Source organism: Komagataeibacter europaeus LMG 18890, from assembly GCF_000285295.1.
Taxonomy (GTDB): Bacteria; Pseudomonadota; Alphaproteobacteria; order Acetobacterales; family Acetobacteraceae; genus Komagataeibacter; species Komagataeibacter europaeus.
In genome coordinates, this window is the sequence record NZ_CADP01000012.1 from 22,340 (window position 1) to 40,867 (window position 18,528).

The following is an 18,528-nucleotide window of genomic DNA, read 5'->3' on the forward strand; positions in this document are numbered from 1 at the left end:
CCCACCGGGCATGGCTGGCACCATATACAGGCAGGAGGCCGACTTCCATGGCACATCTTCCCCCCGTTGACACCTTTGACTACATCGTTTTCGGCGGGACGGGTGACCTGACCATGCGCAAGCTGCTGCCGGCGCTGTATCACCGTTACCGCGATGGACAGATCCCCGATGATTCCCGCATCATCGGCACCGCGCGTTCGCCCCTGTCGCGCGCCGACTACCAGCAGCGCGCGCATGCCGCGCTGAACGAACACGTCCAGCCCGGTGCGCTGGATGACGCCACGGTGCAGCGTTTCCTGAACATGGTGCATTATGTCAGCCTGAACGGGGCGGAAGCGGACAGCGACTGGCCCGCGCTGAAGGCCCTGCTGGACGGCGTGCCCGCCACCAGCATCCGGGTCTATTACCTTGCCACCTCGCCCGCGCTGTACGGGCAGATCTGTGAAAACCTGAATACGCAGGGGCTGATTACCGGGCAGTCGCGCGTGGTGCTGGAAAAGCCCATCGGCACCGACCTTGCCAGTGCGGAAGCGATCAATGACAGCGTGGGCCGCCACTTCCACGAAAACCAGATTTTCCGCATCGACCATTATCTGGGCAAGGAAACGGTCCAGAACCTGATCGCGCTGCGCTTCGCCAACCCGGTGTTCGAACGGCTGTGGTCGTGCGATGCGATCGATTACGTGCAGATCACCGCGGCTGAAACCGTGGGGGTGGAAGGGCGCGGCGCGTATTACGACCGGTCCGGCGCGCTGCGCGACATGATCCAGAACCACCTGCTGCAGGTGCTGTGCCTGGTGGCGATGGACCCGCCGGTATCGCTGGAAGCCGACAGCGTGCGCAATGAAAAGCTGAAGGTGCTGCACGCGCTCAAGCCCATCGCGGCCGATGACGTGGCGATCTATACATCACGCGGGCAGTACATGCGCGGCACCATTGGCGACAGGACGGTCGGCAGCTACCTGGAGGATCTGGGCGAAGGGGTGACGAGCGAGACGGAAACCTTTGTCGCGCTGAAGGCCGAAATCCTGACATGGCGGTGGGGCAACGTGCCGTTCTACCTGCGGTCGGGCAAGCGCATGGCGGAAAAATCCAGCGAGATCGTGATCCAGTTCAAGTCGGCGCCCTGGTCGATCTTCGCCAACCGGCCCGAACCCAACCGCCTGATCATCCGCATCCAGCCCGATGAGGGCGTGATGCTGTCGGTTTCCACCAAGGACCCGACGCCGACCGACAGCCTTGCGCTGCGCCAGGCCGACATCAACATCGAATTCGAAAAGGCCTTCAACGTCCGCTACCCCGACGCGTATGAACGCCTGCTGCTGGATGTGGTGCGCGGGGACCCGATCCTGTTCATCCGCCGTGACGAAGTGGCCGCCGCATGGCGCTGGATCGACCCGATCGAACAGGGCTGGCGGGAAAACAAGGCCCCGCTGGAACCCTATGCCGCGGGCACGTGGGGGCCGGAGGGCGCGCGCAACCTGCTGTCGCAGTCCGGGCACCTGTGGCACGAGGACATGAAGAAATAACCCCCGCATGACCAAGCCCCCCACACCCACACCGCCGCGCCTGACCCGCAGGCGCGGCCCCGTCAGCCTGAAACAGCGGATCGTGCGCCGGGTGCTGATGATCGTGCCGATGGCCGCTCTCGTCTTCCTGGTCGGCCGCATGGGCTGGCTGGATCAGGCAGCGGACAAGCTGACGTTTTCACGCACAAGCTGGTTTGACAACACCGCACTGGTCGAACATTTCCGCACCATCGTCACCCATAACGGCATGACATCGGATTCCAAGGACTGCCTGCTGTTCGTACTCAACGGCAACGACCCGCCGGATGCCACCCGCATTGACGTGATGGAAAAGCATTCCGGCACCTGCCCCGGCGACCGCAACACCCTGCCGCACCTGTTTACGCTGCGGATCGATCGGATTGACCAGACGGCACAGACGGACTGGCAGTCACCGGGGGTGTTCCGCCCGCTGCCGCGCTGACCACGCGCGCGCCGCGCAACGCGCGCCTGAGGGCATGGGCGCCGTAGCGTATGGCCTCCCGCCCGGCGGGCAGGAAGGCGTAGAAGTTCAGGAACCCGTGCACCGTGCCCCGCCATGTGCGGGTTTCGGCGGCACTGCCGGCCTGCTGCATGGCGGCGGCGTAGCCTGTCCCCTCGTCATGCAGCGGGTCGCATTGCGCAAGCCCGATCACCGCGGGCGCCAGTCCCGCCAGTGACGATGCATATATCGGCGCAAGGCGCGGGTCACGCAGGTCGGCGGGCGTGCGGATATACTGTTCGGCGTACCATTCCATAAGCTTGGTCGACAGCATGTAGCCACTGGCATAGGTCTGGCGCGAAGGCACGTCGCGCTCACCATACAGTGACGGGTAATACAGCAGTTGCATGGCCAGTTCCGGTCCGCCCCGGTCGCGCGCCATCTGCGCCAGCACGGCGGCCAGCGTGCCGCCCGCGCTGTCCCCCGCCACCGCGATGGGACCGCCCCAGCGGTGCGCCTCACCCGCCAGCCACCGCAGCGCGGCCCAGCAGTCATCCACGGCAACGGGAAAATGGTTTTCGGGCGCAAGGCTGTAGGCAATGGACAGCACCGCCGCCCCCGACTGCCGCGCCAGCCGGCAGCAGATGCCGTGGTGGGAATTCAGCCCGCAATGCACATACCCGCCCCCATGCATGAACAGCACCACCCCATGCACCCGGCCATAGGGCACGTACAGCCGCGCGGACAGCATGCCACGGCTGCCCGGCACGCGGCATGCGATCACGCGCCGCACCTGCAGCGATGACAGCGCCATGGGAAAACATGGGCGGTCCAGCCTGGCGCGCATGTCCTCCAGCGTGTGGGGTTCGTGCGCGCGGCGGGCGGCGCGCAGCTTCATGCCCCCCAGCAGCAGGCGGGTCAGCAGGCCGGGGCGGGACACGGTGGCGGGGTCTGGCATGGGGCATCTCCGGCGGGAACAGGTACGGGAACGGGCCGGGCGGCCCACATCCATCATTTATCGCTTGACGCCAGATGCATGCACCGCCAGTTTCCGCATGCCAGACGGTCGGACGGTCGCTGTCGCGTGGTTCATGCCGCGTGATGGAGGAAAGTCCGGGCTCCACGGAAAAACGGTGCCGGCTAACGGCCGGCGGGGGCGACCCCAGGGACAGTGCCACAGAAAACAGACCGCCCCCACGGCAATGCCCGTAGCAATACGGGCCATGTTGGGGGCAAGGGTGAAACGGTGCGGTAAGAGCGCACCGCATGCATGGCAACATGGATGGCAGGGCAAACCCCACCGGGAGCAAGACCGAATAGGAACGGCGGATGGGCCGCAAGGCGCCATCAGGGGTTTCCGCCCCGTCGTTCGGGTTGGTCGCGCAAGGTGTGCCGCAAGGCTCACTGCAGAGGAATGACCGTCCCGCCCCATGGGCGGACAGAACCCGGCTTACAGACCGTCTGGCATCTTTTCGTGATCCTGTGTGAAGCGAGGGAAGCGATGCCCTCTACCCAGAGTTGTTTACAAGTATTAATAACAAAGAACAAAACATAAACATAAACATACCACATTGCCGCCATATTGGCCCCGACTTTTCCCCTTTACCTGCGCTCACGGACTGCTGTGCTTTAATAACTGCAGTTTTCAGCCATCTTTCCTACATCTTTAATTGACCACCCATGAAATCCCATGTTATCCCATGGCCATACCGGACAAAGGGTGGCGGCCGGATTCCGGCGCTGTCACCTGGCGGTCAGTCAGTCATCCGGTTCCTGAAATTCATGCCGAGGGAGGGCATCGCGCAGCGTGAGTGTATTCCTGGGCACACACCAGAACCGGCTGGATGCAAAGGGACGGGTTTCCATTCCTTCCACCTTCCGCGCCGCGCTGCGTGTCCGGGCCAAATCGGGCGAGCCACTGGCCATACTGCGCCCGTCCCATCTGCATCCCTGCCTCGAGGCATGGCCCGCTGATGCTTTTGCCGCACTGACCCGCCCGCTGGATGAAATGGACATTTTTTCCGAAGACCACGACGACCTCGCCACCGCCCTGTACGCCGATGCCTATCCGTTCGAGGCCGACAAGGAAGGGCGCATCCTGCTGCCGGAATCGCTGCGGACCTATGCGGGGCTGACGGATCAGGTCACGTTCATGGGACTGGGCCGCACCTTCCAGATCTGGGACCTGCAGGCAGCGGCCCAGCGCCGCGCCGCCGCGCGCGAACGCGCCCGCCGCCTGACGGCGGGCCGGGGCGCCCCCGCCACGGGCACGCCATCATGAACGGTCCCTTCCCCCCGCACGATCCCGGCCATGTGCCCGTCATGCTGGCCGAGGTCATGGAATACCTCGCCCCGCATGATGGTGGCCGTTACGTAGACGGCACGTTTGGCGGCGGCGGCTATGCGCGCGCCATCCTTGCTTCGTGCGACTGCCAGCTATGGGGCATCGACCGCGACCCCGCCGCCATCGCGCGCGGCGCGGCGCTGGCCCCCGCCTTTCCCGACGGGCATGGCGCGTCACGGCTGCACCTGCTTCATGGCGGGTTTGCCGACATGGCGGACCTGCTGGCGCGGGACGGCGTCACGAAGGTTGACGGCATCGTGCTGGACCTTGGCGTATCGTCCTACCAGATCGACGAGGCCGAGCGCGGCTTCTCCTTCCGCATGGACGGGCCGCTGGACATGCGCATGAACGACACGGGGCCGACGGCGGCCGACGTGGTCAACACGCTGCCCGAAGGGGAGCTGGCGGACATCATCTATCATTATGGCGAGGAACGGCTATCGCGCCGCGTCGCCCGCGCCATCGTGGCCGCCCGGGCCGAAGCCCCGCTGCTGCGCACGGCGCAGCTTGCGGACGTGGTGCGTTCGGTCGTGCGTCCCGACCGGTCGGGCATCGACCCCGCCACCCGCACGTTCCAGGGCCTGCGCATCCACGTCAATGACGAACTGGGCCAGATCAGCCGCGTGCTGGAAACCGCCCCGCGCCTGCTGGCGCCCGGCGGGCGGCTGGTTGTCGTATCGTTCCATTCGCTTGAGGACAGGCTGGTCAAGCAGGCGATGTCGCGCGCCGCGGGCCGCATGCCCGCCCCCTCACGCCATGACCCGCGCGCCATGACCGCGCGCGCGGCCCCCACGGACTTCACGCTCCTGACCGGACGCCCCATCCGGCCGGGAGAAGAAGAAACCCGCCGTAATCCACGTGCACGCAGCGCAAGACTGCGCGCGATGGAATGCATCGCCCCCTCATCCATTCCAGCATCGGAAACTGCCGAATGAGTCGGTTTGTCACGTTATTCTTCGCCGTGGTGGCGGCGGCCTCCGGCCTGTTCCTGTATAACAAGAAACAGCAGACGACCGCCCTTGACCACCAGATCGCACAGATCGTGGAACAGACCGAACACGTACGTTCGCAAACGGCGATGCTGCGCGCCGAATGGGCCATGCTGAACCAGCCCGACCGCCTGGGCACGCTGGCCAGCCGGTATGACAGGAGCCTGCAGCCCGTCACGCCGGGCCAGTTCGTGCAGATGTCGGCCCTGGCGTCCCACATGCCGGCGCCCGGCAGCCCGCTGCACCATCCCGCCCCGGCCCCGCGCGCGACAATGGTTGCGACGCTGGCCGCCGACCATGTCGTGATCCCGCCTGCGCATGACGCGGCCCCCCATGCGGTCCCGGCCATGCCTGCCGCCCCGGCCGCGCCGCATGTCGATCATGTGGCGTCGGCCCCCCGCCATGCCGACCCCGCGCCCGCCGCGCATGATGCCCTGGCCCGCGCCCTGGCGCAGAATGACACGCGCCCCGCCCCGGCCCGCGCCCCGGCTGCCGAACACGTGCATGCGCCCGAACGCCCGGTGGCGGTGGCTGCGGCCGAACCGGCCCGCCCCCCGGTCGTGCATGACACCGTCATATCCCCCACCCGCATGGGGGCCAGCTATCACGCGCGCAGCCAGAACATAGCCGAGGCCGCATGGCACCCGGCGGCGGCCGTACACATTGGCGGCAGTTCCCTTGGCACGCCCCATGTCAGCGCCCTGCCGCCCCCGGTGCCTGTCAGCAACTGATCCCTGAACCCTTTTCCACCCCGGCCCCCAGCCCGGAACGCGCATGAACAACCCGCCCCATGACCCGCCAGCCAGAAGCGCGCAGGACACCATCCCCGTCGGTGGCAGCCTGCGTACGCTCATGGCGCAGGACCGGATGCATGCGCGGCTTGTGGTTGTGGCCGGTGTGTTCTGCGTCCTGTTTTCGGCCATCGGGCTGAAGCTGACGATGGCGACGATCATCAGCCCCATGCCGCCACAACAGCAGCAGATCGCGCCACAGGTCCCCCCGATCCCCAAAAGCGACCCGAAGGGCATGATCGCGGGGGATGTGGCGCTGCCGCAGGTTCATCGCGCCTCGATCATCGACCGCACGGGGCAGGTGCTGGCCATGTCGCTGCCGGTGGCGCAGGTCTATGCCAACCCGCAGGAAATGATTGACGCCGCCGACGCCGCCCACAAGCTGAAGACCGCCCTGCCCACCCTGAACGAGCAGGAAACGAAACGCCGCCTGTCGCTGAACAAGCAGTTCGTCTATCTGGCGCGTGACATTTCCCCGGCACAGGAACTGGCGATCAACAACCTTGGCATTCCCGGCATCTATTTCGAACCGGGCGAGCGCCGGCGCTACCCCATGGGCAGCGTCGCGGCCCAGATACTGGGCGGCGTGGACATCGACGACCACGGGGTCGCGGGAGTGGAACGGTTTTTTGACAAGCGCCTGGACAGCGACCGCGCGCCGCTGCGCCTGTCGGTGGACGTGCGCGTGCAGAACGTGGTGCATGACGAACTGCAGTCCGCCATGGACACGTTCCAGGCCATCGGGGCCTGCGCCATCGTGATGGACGTGCATACGGGCGAGATCATAACCATGGTCAGCCTGCCCGATTACGACGCCAATGATTTTGGCCGCGCCGCGCCCGACGCGCGCTTCAACCGCGCCGTGACCGGCATGTACGAACCCGGTTCGACCTTCAAGCTGCAGACCGTCGCCATGGCGCTGCAGGACGGGGTCGCGCATATATGGGACAGCTTTTCCAGCACGCCCATCAAGATCGGCCGCTTCACCATATCGGACATGAAGGCGGACCATTTCGCGCCATGGCTGTCCCTGCCCGAAGTCATGGCCTATTCCTCCAACCCGGCGGCGGCGCATATCGCGCTGGATGCGGGGGCGGCGCGCCAGCAGGACTGGCTGCGCAGCATGGGCTTCTTCTCCCGCGTGCCGATCGAACTGCCCGAGGCGGGGCGGCCGATCGTGCCCTCCGTCCATAACTGGGGTGTCTCGACCACCATGACGGTGGCGTTCGGCCATGGCGTGGCCGAACCCCCGCTGTCCATTGTCCGGGGGACCGCCGCGACCGCCAACGGGGGCTTCCTGCTCAAGCCCACGCTGCTGGCGCCGGATACGGCAGGCCAGCAGGCGGATGCGCCACCCGCGCCGGACGCAACCGATACGCCACCGGGCATGCCCGCCAGCGCCGAACGCCTGATTTCGGCGGCCAATTCGGACATCCTGCGCAGGATCCTGCGTCTCGACGTGGCGAAGGGCACGGGGCAGAAGGCGGAATCCCCCGGTTATTACGTGGGCGGCAAGACCGGGACGGCGGAAAAGATCGGCCCGCATGGCGGCTACCTGAAGCACGTCAACGTATCCGCCTTTACCGGTATATTCCCCATGAACGCGCCGCGTTACGCGATCTATGTCATGCTGGACAGCCCCAAGCCCACGGCCCAGACCCATGGCTGGACCACGGCGGGGTGGAACGCGGCCCCCACCGCGTCGCACATGATCACGCGCATTGCGCCCATGCTGGGCCTGTTCCCCGATACGCAGCATGCGGCCACGATCGAGGCATCGCTGGCCATTCCCATGCGGCCTGCCGTGCCGCGCGGCTATCGTGCGCTGGGGCCGGGCTACGATCCGGGTACGGCGCACCTGCATGAACATGAACGCGAGGTTACGGGCCACGCCGGCCACCCCCATGCCGCCCGCAAGGCCACCAGCACCGCACAGGTTCCCGCCCGTGACCTGCATGCCAGCAACGATGTGGACAGGCTGGCCGCCCCACACCCGCGCGACAGGGGATAATATCAATGCACCTGCCTGAAGTCCTGCGCCGCGCCGGCGTGGACACGCCCGTACCCACCGGGGCGGCCGACCTGACCATTACCGGCATTACCGCCGACAGCCGCGCCATTAGCCCCGGCATGATCTTCGCCGCCCTGCATGGCACGCACATGGACGGGCGGGCCTACATCCCGCAGGCCATGGCGAACGGGGCCGTGGCCGTGCTGCTGGACGCCACCCCGGCGTCCGATACGCCGCCCGGCGTCATTGCCCTCCGCGTGCCCGATGCGCGCCGCACGCTGGCGCTGGTTGCCCGCGTGCTGACGCCGCGTGTCCCCGCGTCCATCGCGGCGGTGACCGGCACGAACGGCAAGACCAGCACGGTGGAATTCCTGCGCCAGATCTGGACCCTGCAGGGATTGCCCGCGGGCACCATCGGCACGCTGGGCGCGGTCGCGCCCTGCCCGCTGCCCGATTGCGGGCCGGTGCTGACCACGCCCGACAGCGTGGGGCTCATGCGCATGCTGGGCGCCATGGCGGAAGCCGGCGTGGATCACGTGGCGATCGAGGCATCATCCCACGGGCTGGAACAGCGCAGGCTGGACGGGCTGGCGCCGTATGCGGCCGGTTTCAGCAACCTGACCCGCGACCATCTGGACTACCACGGCACGACCGAACACTATCGGGCGGCCAAACTGCGGCTGTTCGACACCATCGTGCCCGAAGGCGGCATCGCCGCCATCAACGCGGACATGGATGCGCCAACCTGCGCCGCCATTGCCGACATCGCGCGCCGCCGCGACCTTGTCCTGCGCAGCACGGGCGAACAGGGCACGACCCTGCGCCTGCTGGACGCGCGCCCGACACCCACGGGGCAGGTGCTGCGCATCGCCACCGCCGCCATGGTGCATGAAATCACGGTGCCGCTGGTGGGGCGGTTTCAGGTTGACAACATGCTGCTGGCCGCCGCCATGGCGGACCGGGACGCCGCCGGGCCGGAACGGGCGGTGCCGCTGCTGGAACGCCTGCATGGCGTGCGCGGGCGGATGGAACGGGTGGCGGTGCTGCCGGGCGGGGCGGCGGCCTATGTCGATTACGCCCACACGCCCGATGCGCTGGCGCGCCTGCTGCAGTCGCTGCGCCCGCATACGCCGGGCCGGCTTGTGGTGGTGATGGGGGCTGGCGGTGATCGGGACCGGGGCAAGCGGCCCGTCATGGGGGCGACCGCAACGCGCCTTGCCGACCGGGTGATCGTGACCGATGACAACCCGCGCACGGAACGGCCCGACACCATCCGCGCCGCGATCATGGCAGCCGCCCCCGGCGCTACCGAAATCGGGGACAGGCGGCGCGCGATCGCGGCCGGGCTGGACATGCTGGGCGCGGGTGACGTGCTGGTGGTGGCGGGCAAGGGCCATGAACAGGGACAGGTCGTGGGCCACGACGTCCTGCCATTTGATGATGCCACGGTCATCCGTGGCCTGACAGGGAATGAATGACACTGTTATGGAACCGCGCGGACCTGCTGGCCGCGACATCGGGGCGTTTCGCGTCAACATCACACGACGATATCGCGGGGACCGGCGTTTCGATCGATACCCGCACGCTGCGGCCGGGCGATGTGTTCATCGCGCTGCAGGGTGAAAACAGCAACGGGCACGCCCATGTGGCCGCCGCGCTGGATGCCGGGGCGGCCGCAATCGTTGCGCATGAGCCGTGCGGGATCGATGACCCGCGCATCCTGATGGTGCGCGATACGCTTGCGGCCATGCGGGACATGGCGCACTTTGCACGCGCGCGCTTTGCCGGGCGCATGGTGGCGGTGACCGGCAGCGTGGGCAAGACATCGGTCAAGGACATGCTGCGCCATGCGCTGGCGGCGTGCGGCCCGACGCATTACGCGGTGGCGTCATACAACAACCACTGGGGCGTGCCGCTGACGCTGGCGCGCCTGCCTGCCGATGCCGCGTACTGCGTGTGCGAGATCGGGATGAACCACCCCGGCGAGATCCGGCCCCTGGCCTTCATGGTGCGGCCCGATGTCGCGGTGGTGACGACGGTTGCGTCCTCGCACCTGGGGCTTATGGGCAGCCTTGAGGCCATTGCGCGCGAAAAGGCGGAAATCCTGCTGGCCCTGCCCCGTGGCGGCGGGACCGGGATCGTGCCGGCGGGCGTTACCGGCGCGGAATATTTCCGGCGCAATGCCGAAAGCATGGAAGCCACGTTGTGGTGGGCGGGGCACACGCCGGACTGCGCCGCATATGAAACGGATGTGCGGACCGACGCGCAGGGCAGCGGGTTCGACCTGTCCCTGCCCGGCTGGCAGGGGCATGCACGGGTGAACGCGCCGGGACGCCACATGGCCGACAACGCCATGCTGGCGCTGGCCGCAGCCCATGCGGCGGGCGCGGACATGGGCCATGCGGTGGCCGGACTGGCCACCTTCCGCCCCGGCGCGGGACGCGGGGCGATGGCAAAGGTGATGCATGACAAAGTCACCCTGCTGGATGAAAGCTACAATGCGTCCCCTGCATCCGTACGGGCGGCCCTGGACCTGCTGGGGCTGGTCGCCACTGGGCGGCGTGTCGCCATCCTTGGCGACATGCTTGAACTGGGTGCGTTTGCACGGCATGAGCATACCTCCCTTCTCCCTGCCGTCCGCGCGAACGCGGATATTGTCTTCTGTTGCGGCCCGAATATGAAAACACTCTTCGACACCCTGCCTTCTTCCCTACAGGGGGGGTGGATGCCTGATTCCCGCATGCTTGCCCCACTGGTGCGCGCGGCCCTGCGCGCGGGTGACACCGTCATGGTCAAGGGCAGCCTTGGCAGCCGGATGCGCGACGTCGTCACCGCCATGCAGGCGGATGATGCGCGGGTGGGACCGGCCTGATGCTGTATGACCTGTTCCAGCAGCATGCGGGGGCCCATACCTCCATGCTCAACCTGTTCCGCTACATCACCTTCCGTTCCGGGGCGGCGTGCCTGACCGCGCTGGTCATCAGCCTGTGCCTTGGCAACCCGCTGATCGCGCATCTGCGCCGCATCCAGCGCGGCGGGCAGCCGATCCGTGCGCTCGGGCCGGAACGCCACCTGATCGAAAAGGTCGGCACCCCCACCATGGGCGGCGTGCTGATCCTGGTCTCGCTGTTCGGCTCCACCCTGCTATGGGCGGACCTGACCAACGGGTTCGTCTGGGCCGTGATGCTGATTACGCTGGCGTTCGGCGCGGTGGGCTTTGCCGATGATTACCTGAAGCTGTCGCGCCGCAATACCGATGGCGTGTCCAAGCGCATGCGGCTGGGGTGTGAATTCGGCGCGTCCCTGATCGGTGGCATCTGGCTGGAACACATGATGCCGCCCGACCTTGCCAATCACCTGGCCTTTCCGTTCGTCAAGGACCTGCTGCTGCCGCTGGGCTATGCCTTCCCGCTGTTCGCCATGATCACCATTACGGGTTTTGGCAACGCCGTGAACTTTACCGACGGGCTGGACGGGCTGGCCATCGTGCCGGTCATCATCGCCGCCCTTGTGTTCGCGCTGATTTCCTACCTTGTGGGCAACCATGTCTTTGCCGACTACCTGCAGTTGCATGCCGTGCCGGGCACGGGGGAACTGGGGGTATTCTGTTCGGCACTTGTGGGGGCGGGGCTTGGGTTCCTGTGGTTCAACGCGCCGCCGGCCGCCGTGTTCATGGGCGATACGGGGTCGCTGGCGCTGGGTGGCGCGCTGGGGGCGGTCGCGGTTGCGGTCAAGCATGAACTGGTGCTGTGCATTGTCGGTGGCCTGTTCGTGGTGGAAACCTTTTCCGTCATCATCCAGGTGTTCTGGTACAAGCGCACCGGTCGGCGCGTGTTCCTGATGGCCCCGCTGCACCACCATTTTGAAAAGAAGGGCTGGGCGGAATCCAAGATCGTCATCCGCTTCTGGATCGTGTCCATCGTGCTGGGGCTGTGTGGGCTGGCCACGCTGAAACTGCGATGAGCACGACCTTCCCCCCTTCCCTGCTGGCCGCCCACCATTACGGCGTGGCCGGCCTGGGCCGCAATGGCGCCGCCGCGGTCACCGCCCTGCTGGCGATGGGGGCCAGCGTGCAGGCATGGGACGACCGCGCGGAAGCCCGTGCGGCCCTTGCGCCGCATGAACGGCTGAAGATCGCACCCTTTGACAACATGCTGGGACTGGCGGGGCTGGTGCTTTCGCCGGGTATCCCGCATAACCTGCCCGCGCCCCACCCGCTGGCGCGCATGGCGGTGGAGGCATTCGTGCCGATCCTGTCGGATGCGGAACTGCTGTACCGCGCCGTGCGCACCGCGGGCAGTCGCGCACGGTTCGCGGGCATTACCGGCACCAATGGCAAATCAACCACGACGGTGCTGCTGGCCCACATGCTGGCCGGTTGCGGCATGCCGGTCGCCACTGGCGGCAACCTTGGGCCCGCGGCGCTTTCCCTGCCGCTGCTGCCCGATGACGGGGTGTACGTGCTGGAAATGTCGTCCTACATGCTGGAACGGCTGGAGCAGATGCACTTCAATGTCGCCTGCCTGCTGAACCTTACCCCCGACCATCTGGACCGGCATGGCGACATGGCGGGGTATGTCACCGCCAAGCTGCATGTCTTCGACCACCAGCATGCGGGCGATCTGGCGGTACTGGGCGAGACCCTGCCCGATTACGAGACGATCCGCAGGCGGCTGGCGGTCACGCGGACCACCATTGCCTGCGTCAGCGGCGCGGACATGCCACAATGCGACCTGTACTGCACGCCCGACGCGCTGTGTGACCATGACGGCGTGATTGCCGACCTGCGCGCGGCCCATGACCTGCCGGGCACCCATAACCGCGAAAACGCGGCCGCCGCGACCGCCATGGCGCTGCATCTGGGCATGCCACGGGCGGCGGTGGAACCCGCCCTCGCATCCTTTGCAGCCCTGGACCACCGGCAGAAAACCGTGGGCGGCATTGATGTCGTCCGCTTCATCAATGACAGCAAGGCCACCAATGCGGATGCGACCGCGCGCGCGCTGGCGTGCCATGACCGGATAGTGTGGATCGCGGGCGGCACGGCCAAGGCTGGCGGGATCGAGGAACTGGCCCCCCTGTTCAACCGCGTCGCCATGGCGCTGCTGATCGGGCGGGATGCGCCGGTCCTGGCGACGACGCTGGCCCGCCACGGCATTCCCCACCGCATTGTCGAAACCCTTGACCGCGCCGTGCCCGAAGCACTGGACCGCGCGCGCGAACTGGGCGCCGATGTCGTGATGCTGTCGCCCGCCTGCGCCAGTTTCGACCAGTTCAGCGGGTTCGAGGCCCGTGGCGCGCGTTTCGCGGCACTGGTGCATGAACTGGCCGCCAGCAGGGATGGAACCGCCCGCGCATGAGCGGCATATCGCGCATAAACACGTCACGCGCCGCACGGTGGTGGCGCAGCATCGACCGGGTCACGCTGATCTGCGTGGGGATCCTGATCGGATTCGGCTATATCCTGATGCTGGCCGCCAGCCCCGCCGTGGCCGTGCGTATCGGCGCGTCGCGCGACATGTTCATTTTCAAGCAGGTGTGCTTCCTGATCCTGGCGGCGCTGATCGTCGTTTTCACATCCATGATGTCGCTGCGCGCCGTCAGGCTGGCGGGGTGGATCGGGTTCGTGCTGGCGCTGGCGGCGACATTCATGACACTGGTGCACGGGATCGAGATCAAGGGCGCCAGGCGGTGGATCGCCCTGCCGATGATGTCGGTGCAGCCATCGGAATTCCTCAAGCCGTTCTTTGCCGTGGTCACAGCGTGGCTGCTGACCGAACGCCAGACGCGACGGTATTTTCCCGGCATGCTGGTGGCGATCGGGCTGTTCGCGCTGGTGCTCCTGTTACTGAAGTCACAGCCTGATATCGGGATGCTCAGCGTCATTACCACGGTTTTCCTGACCCAGCTTTTCATTGACGGGCTGAGCCTGTTCCTGGTTGGCGCGGGGGCTGCCGCCATGGTCGCGGCATTCGTGGGGGCGTACATGGTGTTCCCGCACGTGCGGTCGCGCGTGGAACGCTTCCTGCACCCCGCCGTGGGCGACCATTACCAGATCGACACCGCCCTGCGGGCCTTTGGCAATGGCGGCCTGCTGGGCCGTGGCCCCGGCGAAGGCCTGGTGAAGGACCTGCTGCCCGATGCGCATGCCGATTTCGTCTTTGCCGTGGCGGGGGAGGAATTTGGCATGCTGGTCTGCCTGTTCATCGTGGGCGTGTTCGCCACCATCGTCATCCGCACGCTGCTCAAGCTGCTGCATGAAAACGACCCGTTCATCACGGTGGCGACGGCGGGGCTGGTGACGGGGTTCGGACTCCAGGCCTTTGTCAACATGGGGTCCACGCTGCACCTGATCCCGACCAAGGGCATGACGCTGCCCTTCATTTCCTATGGTGGTTCCTCCGCCATGTCGGTTGCGCTTACAATCGGCCTGGTGCTGGCGCTGACCCGCAACCGGCCGGGGGAAGGCCGTTACGGACAGTTCGGCCCCCCTTCTTCATCGCAGAAAGCACCGTCATGACCCGTCACTGCATTGCTGTCGCGGCCGGAGGCACCGGCGGCCATTTTTTCCCAGCCGAGGCACTGGCCTGCGAACTGGTGCGCCGGGGGCATGACATCATCCTCATGACCGACCGGCGCGCGGGCGTGCGCGAAACCGGCGTCTTTGCCGGGCGGCAGCAGTTTGTCCTGCCCGGCGCGGGAATCGCGGGGCGCGGCATCATCCGGGCCGCGCGCGCGGCCGTGGCACTGGGGCGCGGGACGGCGCAGGCACGCGCCGTGCTGTCGCGCATCCGGCCTTCGGCCATCATCGGGTTTGGCGGGTATCCGTCCGTGCCGCCGCTGCTGGGGGGCAGCCTGCTGCCGAAAAAGCAGCGGCCGCTCCTGTTCATCCATGAAGGCAATGCCGTGCTGGGCAAGGCCAACGGCTTCCTTGCCGCGCGCATGGATGCGATCGCGACATCGTTTCCCGTCGTGGCCGGCGTGCCCGATGGCGTGCCCACCACGCTGACCGGCATGCCGGTGCGGCCTGATATCGCGGCCCTTGCGGGCGAAGGCTACGAACCGTCGAACGGGGTAATCAACCTGCTGGTATGGGGCGGGTCGCTGGGTGCGCGGGTATTCAGCGACGTGGTGCCGCCTGCCCTCGCGGCCCTTGCCCCGGCGCTGCGCGCGCGCGTGCAGGTCACGCAGCAGGCCCGCGCGGAAGACGTGGACCGCGTGGCGGATGCCTACCGCGCGGCGGGCATTCCCGCCACCATCGCCCCCTTCCTTGACAACGTGCCCGACCGCCTGCGCGCGGCCCACCTGGTCATCGGCCGCGCGGGCGGGTCGTCGGTTGCGGAACTGACGGTGGCGGGCCGCCCGTCGCTGCTGGTACCGCTGCCCATCGCGGCGCGTGATGAACAGGGCGCCAATGCACAGGCATTGTGTGACGCGCGGGCAGCATGGATGATCCGCCAGCCCGATTTCACCGCCCCCGCCCTGACAGGGCGCCTGACGGAACTGCTGGGCGACCGTGACCTGCTGGCCCGCACGGCGCAGGCGGCGGCGGCCCTTGGCCGCCCCGACGCCGCCGCCCGTCTGGCGGATATGATAGAAGCCCGCTTGCCCGACCTGCCCCGCACCGCTTAATTCCGCCAGCGCGAACACGGAGACCTGATTACATGAGAGCCCTGCCCCTTTCCATTGGCACCATCCACTTCGTCGGCATTGGCGGAATTGGCATGTCCGGCATTGCCGAAGTGCTGCACATGCTTGGCTATGCGGTGCAGGGTTCCGACATTGCCGAAAGTGCGAATGTCGCGCGCCTGCGCGCCGCCGGCATTCCCGTGACCATCGGCCACGACGCCGCCAACCTGGGCGGTGCGCAGGTGGTGGTGACGTCCACCGCCGTCAAGCGCGACAACCCCGAGGTCGTGGCCGCGCGCGCGCGGCTGATCCCGGTGGTGCGGCGCGCGGAAATGCTGGCCGAACTCATGCGCCTGCGCTGGTCGGTGGCGGTGGGTGGCACGCATGGCAAGACCACCACCACCAGCCTTGTCGCCGCCGTGCTGGAAGCGGCGAAGCTGGACCCCACGGTCATCAATGGCGGCATTATCGAAGCCTACGGCACCAATACCCGCATGGGATCGGGCGACTGGATGGTGGTGGAAGCCGATGAAAGCGACGGGTCGTTCCTGCGCCTGCCCTCCGTCATTACCGTCGTGACCAACATGGACCCCGAACACCTGGACCACTGGGGCACGGAAGAAGCCATGCAGGCGGCGTATGACCAGTTCGTCTCCAACATCCCGTTCTATGGCTTTGCCGTGCTGTGCATCGACCACCCGGCCGTGCAGCAGATGATCCCGCGCCTGTCGGACCACCGGATCATCACCTACGGCTTCTCGCCACAGGCGGACGTACGTGCGGAAAAGGTGATTACCGACAAGCTGGGGGCCACGTTCGAGGTCGTGATCACCAACCGCAACCGCAACCGTTCACGCCGCGCGGGGCCGTTCCGCCTGCCCATGCTGGGCCACCACAACGTGCAGAACGCGCTGGCGGCCATTGCGGTCGGCACCGAGATGGAAATAGACGACGCCACCATCCGTTCGGCGTTTGCCGCGTTCCGCGGGGTCAAGCGGCGTTTCACCCGCACGGGGGAAACCGGGGGCATCACCATCATTGACGATTACGGCCACCACCCGGTGGAAATCGCCGCCGTGCTGAAGGCCGCGCGCCAGGCGGGCGCGGGCAACGTGATCGCGGTCATGCAGCCGCACCGTTATTCGCGGCTGAAAACCCTGTTCAACGAATTCTGCACCTGCATGAACGACGCGGGCACCGTCATCATCGCCGATGTCTACGCGGCCGGGGAACAGCCGATCGAAGGCATCGACCGCGACGCGCTGGTCGAGGGGCTGCGCGAACGCGGGCACCGGTCCGTCGTGCCGCTGCCGGGGCCGGAACACCTTGCGGAAATGATCAACGCCATTGCCCGGCCGGGTGACTTTGTCGTCTGCCTGGGGGCTGGCAGCATCACCAACTGGGCGCAGGCGCTGCCCGCACAGCTTGCGGACCTGCAGGGCATCGCCCATGCACCGGCCCCCACCCAGAAGGCGGATGCCCATTCATGACCGCCGCCACCACCCTGCCGCAATGGGCACAGGCCCTGGACACGGAGGGCTTCCGCCCGCGTGGCCGCCTGACGCCGCAGGCCGCCCTGGGCCCGCGCACGTGGTTTCGCGTTGGCGGTCCCGCGGAACTATTGTTCCAGCCCGCCAGCGCCGAGGACCTGGCGCAGGTCATGAAGCGCCTGCCGCTGGAGGTTCCCGTCCTGCCGCTGGGCGCGTGTTCGAACGTGATCGTGCGCGATGGCGGGATCGACGGAATGGTCATCCGCCTTGCGCGCGGTTTTTCCACCATCACGCGTGATGGTGACGGGCTGGCCGTGGGCGCCGCCTGTCTGGACATGACGGTTGCCGAACACGCGGCGGAAGCGGGCCTGTCGGGTCTGGAATTCCTTGCGGGCATTCCGGGTTCGATCGGCGGGGCCGTGGCCATGAACGCGGGTGCATACGGGTCGGACATGTCGGCGGTACTGGACTGGGTGGAAGTGGTGACGCGTGATGGCAGGCTTATGCGCCTGCCTGCAGCCTCGCTGGATTTCGGCTACCGCCACGCCACCCTGCCCCCGCAGTCGGTCGTGGTCCGGGTGCGGCTGAACGCGATGGTGGCGCCGCCTGCCATCACCCGCCAGCGAATCGATGAAATCCGCACGGCGCGGGAGGCGGCGCAGCCTGTGCGCGCCCGGACCGGCGGCTCCACCTTCCGCAATCCCGACCCTGACGAATCGCAGCGCAAGGCATGGGAACTGATTGATGCGGCCGGCTGTCGCGGCCTGACGGTGGGCGGTGCGCAGATCAGTGAAAAACACTGCAATTTCATGCTGAATACCGGCAACGCCACCGCAGCCGATCTTGAGCAGCTGGGCGATACCGTGCGCCAGCGCGTACATGACCACACGGCGGTCACATTGCGCTGGGAAATCAAACGCATCGGTCGCCCCGCCACGCACAGCATGGGAGAAAGCGCATGACGGCCCGCCGGGTTTCCGTACTGATGGGCGGCATGTCCGCCGAACGCGAGGTCAGCCTTGCCAGCGGGCGCAACGTGGCCGAGGCCCTGCGCGGGCTTGGGCACGACGTGCGCTGCATTGACGCGGGCCCCGACCTGCTGGCCATCGTGGGCGACCTGCAGGCCCACCGCCCCGACGTGGTGTTCAACGCCATGCATGGCAGGTTTGGCGAGGACGGGTCGATCCAGGGCGTGCTGGACTGGATGGGAATCGCCTACACCCATTCCGGCGTGCGGGCGTCCGCCACCGCCATGGACAAGGACGCGGCCCGCACCGTGTTCATG

16 protein-coding genes and 1 other RNA gene (1 of these 17 running past the window's edge) are annotated in these 18,528 nt (G+C 67.2%); 16 read left to right on the plus strand and 1 reads right to left on the minus strand.

The annotated features are described in order from the left end of the window. Positions 1-47 precede the first annotated feature (47 nt). Positions 48-1,529 carry a glucose-6-phosphate dehydrogenase gene (zwf, locus tag GEU01_RS06405; protein ID WP_019085410.1) on the plus strand — a complete coding sequence of 494 codons (1,482 nt, stop codon included), beginning with the start codon at positions 48-50 and terminating at the stop codon, positions 1,527-1,529. 7 nt (positions 1,530-1,536) lie between these two features. Next, positions 1,537-1,992, plus strand: coding sequence for a hypothetical protein (locus tag GEU01_RS06410; RefSeq protein ID WP_010509281.1), 456 nt, complete (start codon positions 1,537-1,539; stop codon positions 1,990-1,992). On the opposite strand, the gene GEU01_RS06415 is transcribed toward GEU01_RS06410, so the two are convergent. Continuing rightward, positions 1,910-2,947 carry an alpha/beta hydrolase gene (locus tag GEU01_RS06415; protein ID WP_010509279.1) on the minus strand — a complete coding sequence of 346 codons (1,038 nt, stop codon included), beginning with the start codon at positions 2,945-2,947 and terminating at the stop codon, positions 1,910-1,912. The two genes, GEU01_RS06410 and GEU01_RS06415, sit on opposite strands and share 83 nt — an antisense overlap. Before the next feature lie 100 nt (positions 2,948-3,047). Here GEU01_RS06415 and rnpB point away from each other — a divergent pair. The 14 genes from rnpB to GEU01_RS06480 all read left to right on the plus strand — a co-directional run. Further along, positions 3,048-3,458: RNase P RNA component class A (rnpB, locus tag GEU01_RS23955), an RNA gene on the plus strand. Between the two features lie 338 nt (positions 3,459-3,796). Continuing rightward, entirely contained in the window at positions 3,797-4,270 is a 474-nt protein-coding gene (gene mraZ, locus GEU01_RS06420; RefSeq protein WP_019085411.1) for a division/cell wall cluster transcriptional repressor MraZ, read from the plus strand. After that, positions 4,267-5,268, plus strand: coding sequence for a 16S rRNA (cytosine(1402)-N(4))-methyltransferase RsmH (gene rsmH / locus GEU01_RS06425; RefSeq protein WP_010509275.1), 1,002 nt, complete (start codon positions 4,267-4,269; stop codon positions 5,266-5,268). Before mraZ ends, rsmH begins: the two co-directional genes overlap by 4 nt. Further along, positions 5,265-6,053, plus strand: a complete 789-nt coding sequence (gene ftsL / locus GEU01_RS06430) for a cell division protein FtsL (protein ID WP_019085412.1) — start codon at positions 5,265-5,267, stop codon at positions 6,051-6,053. The genes rsmH and ftsL overlap by 4 nt, the downstream gene beginning before the upstream one ends. A gap of 43 nt (positions 6,054-6,096) precedes the next feature. Further along, positions 6,097-8,124 (plus strand): peptidoglycan D,D-transpeptidase FtsI family protein, encoded by a 2,028-nt coding sequence (locus GEU01_RS06435; protein WP_019085413.1) that lies wholly within the window; start codon positions 6,097-6,099, stop codon positions 8,122-8,124. Between the two features lie 5 nt (positions 8,125-8,129). After that, a complete protein-coding gene (locus GEU01_RS06440; RefSeq protein ID WP_019085414.1) occupies positions 8,130-9,602 on the plus strand; it encodes a UDP-N-acetylmuramoyl-L-alanyl-D-glutamate--2,6-diaminopimelate ligase in 1,473 nt (490 codons plus the stop codon). Continuing rightward, positions 9,599-10,996, plus strand: a complete 1,398-nt coding sequence (locus GEU01_RS06445) for a UDP-N-acetylmuramoyl-tripeptide--D-alanyl-D-alanine ligase (RefSeq protein WP_019085415.1) — start codon at positions 9,599-9,601, stop codon at positions 10,994-10,996. The genes GEU01_RS06440 and GEU01_RS06445 overlap by 4 nt, the downstream gene beginning before the upstream one ends. Next, on the plus strand, positions 10,996-12,087 hold the full coding sequence (mraY, locus tag GEU01_RS06450) for a phospho-N-acetylmuramoyl-pentapeptide-transferase (RefSeq protein ID WP_010509267.1): 1,092 nt from the start codon (positions 10,996-10,998) through the stop codon (positions 12,085-12,087). The genes GEU01_RS06445 and mraY overlap by 1 nt, the downstream gene beginning before the upstream one ends. Further along, on the plus strand, positions 12,084-13,484 hold the full coding sequence (murD, locus tag GEU01_RS06455) for a UDP-N-acetylmuramoyl-L-alanine--D-glutamate ligase (protein ID WP_019085416.1): 1,401 nt from the start codon (positions 12,084-12,086) through the stop codon (positions 13,482-13,484). Before mraY ends, murD begins: the two co-directional genes overlap by 4 nt. Then, positions 13,481-14,644: an FtsW/RodA/SpoVE family cell cycle protein gene (locus GEU01_RS06460; protein WP_019085417.1), complete on the plus strand. Its 1,164-nt coding sequence runs from the start codon at positions 13,481-13,483 to the stop codon at positions 14,642-14,644. Before murD ends, GEU01_RS06460 begins: the two co-directional genes overlap by 4 nt. Next, a complete protein-coding gene (locus GEU01_RS06465) occupies positions 14,641-15,756 on the plus strand; it encodes a UDP-N-acetylglucosamine--N-acetylmuramyl-(pentapeptide) pyrophosphoryl-undecaprenol N-acetylglucosamine transferase (protein WP_019085418.1) in 1,116 nt (371 codons plus the stop codon). The genes GEU01_RS06460 and GEU01_RS06465 overlap by 4 nt, the downstream gene beginning before the upstream one ends. Before the next feature lie 32 nt (positions 15,757-15,788). Further along, on the plus strand, positions 15,789-17,243 hold the full coding sequence (gene murC / locus GEU01_RS06470; protein ID WP_010509263.1) for a UDP-N-acetylmuramate--L-alanine ligase: 1,455 nt from the start codon (positions 15,789-15,791) through the stop codon (positions 17,241-17,243). Continuing rightward, on the plus strand, positions 17,240-18,205 hold the full coding sequence (gene murB / locus GEU01_RS06475) for a UDP-N-acetylmuramate dehydrogenase (protein ID WP_019085419.1): 966 nt from the start codon (positions 17,240-17,242) through the stop codon (positions 18,203-18,205). Before murC ends, murB begins: the two co-directional genes overlap by 4 nt. After that, positions 18,202-18,528, plus strand: the 5' portion of a protein-coding gene (locus tag GEU01_RS06480; protein ID WP_019085420.1) for a D-alanine--D-alanine ligase. Its footprint extends 612 nt past the window's final position; only the first 327 of its 939 coding nucleotides appear in the window; the start codon lies at positions 18,202-18,204; its stop codon lies beyond the right edge, outside the window. Before murB ends, GEU01_RS06480 begins: the two co-directional genes overlap by 4 nt.

Excerpts from the sequence above, each read along its gene's own strand:
- zwf (WP_019085410.1), top strand. The coding sequence starts at position 48 with ATGGCACATCTTCCCCCCGTTGACACCTTTGACTACATCGTTTTCGGC.
- GEU01_RS06410 (WP_010509281.1), top strand. The coding sequence starts at position 1,537 with ATGACCAAGCCCCCCACACCCACACCGCCGCGCCTGACCCGCAGGCGC.
- GEU01_RS06415 (WP_010509279.1), bottom strand. The coding sequence starts at position 2,947 with ATGCCAGACCCCGCCACCGTGTCCCGCCCCGGCCTGCTGACCCGCCTG.
- rsmH (WP_010509275.1), top strand. The coding sequence starts at position 4,267 with ATGAACGGTCCCTTCCCCCCGCACGATCCCGGCCATGTGCCCGTCATG.
- ftsL (WP_019085412.1), top strand. The coding sequence starts at position 5,265 with ATGAGTCGGTTTGTCACGTTATTCTTCGCCGTGGTGGCGGCGGCCTCC.
- GEU01_RS06435 (WP_019085413.1), top strand. The coding sequence starts at position 6,097 with ATGAACAACCCGCCCCATGACCCGCCAGCCAGAAGCGCGCAGGACACC.
- GEU01_RS06440 (WP_019085414.1), top strand. The coding sequence starts at position 8,130 with ATGCACCTGCCTGAAGTCCTGCGCCGCGCCGGCGTGGACACGCCCGTA.
- GEU01_RS06445 (WP_019085415.1), top strand. The coding sequence starts at position 9,599 with ATGACACTGTTATGGAACCGCGCGGACCTGCTGGCCGCGACATCGGGG.
- mraY (WP_010509267.1), top strand. The coding sequence starts at position 10,996 with ATGCTGTATGACCTGTTCCAGCAGCATGCGGGGGCCCATACCTCCATG.
- murD (WP_019085416.1), top strand. The coding sequence starts at position 12,084 with ATGAGCACGACCTTCCCCCCTTCCCTGCTGGCCGCCCACCATTACGGC.
- GEU01_RS06460 (WP_019085417.1), top strand. The coding sequence starts at position 13,481 with ATGAGCGGCATATCGCGCATAAACACGTCACGCGCCGCACGGTGGTGG.
- GEU01_RS06465 (WP_019085418.1), top strand. The coding sequence starts at position 14,641 with ATGACCCGTCACTGCATTGCTGTCGCGGCCGGAGGCACCGGCGGCCAT.
- murC (WP_010509263.1), top strand. The coding sequence starts at position 15,789 with ATGAGAGCCCTGCCCCTTTCCATTGGCACCATCCACTTCGTCGGCATT.
- murB (WP_019085419.1), top strand. The coding sequence starts at position 17,240 with ATGACCGCCGCCACCACCCTGCCGCAATGGGCACAGGCCCTGGACACG.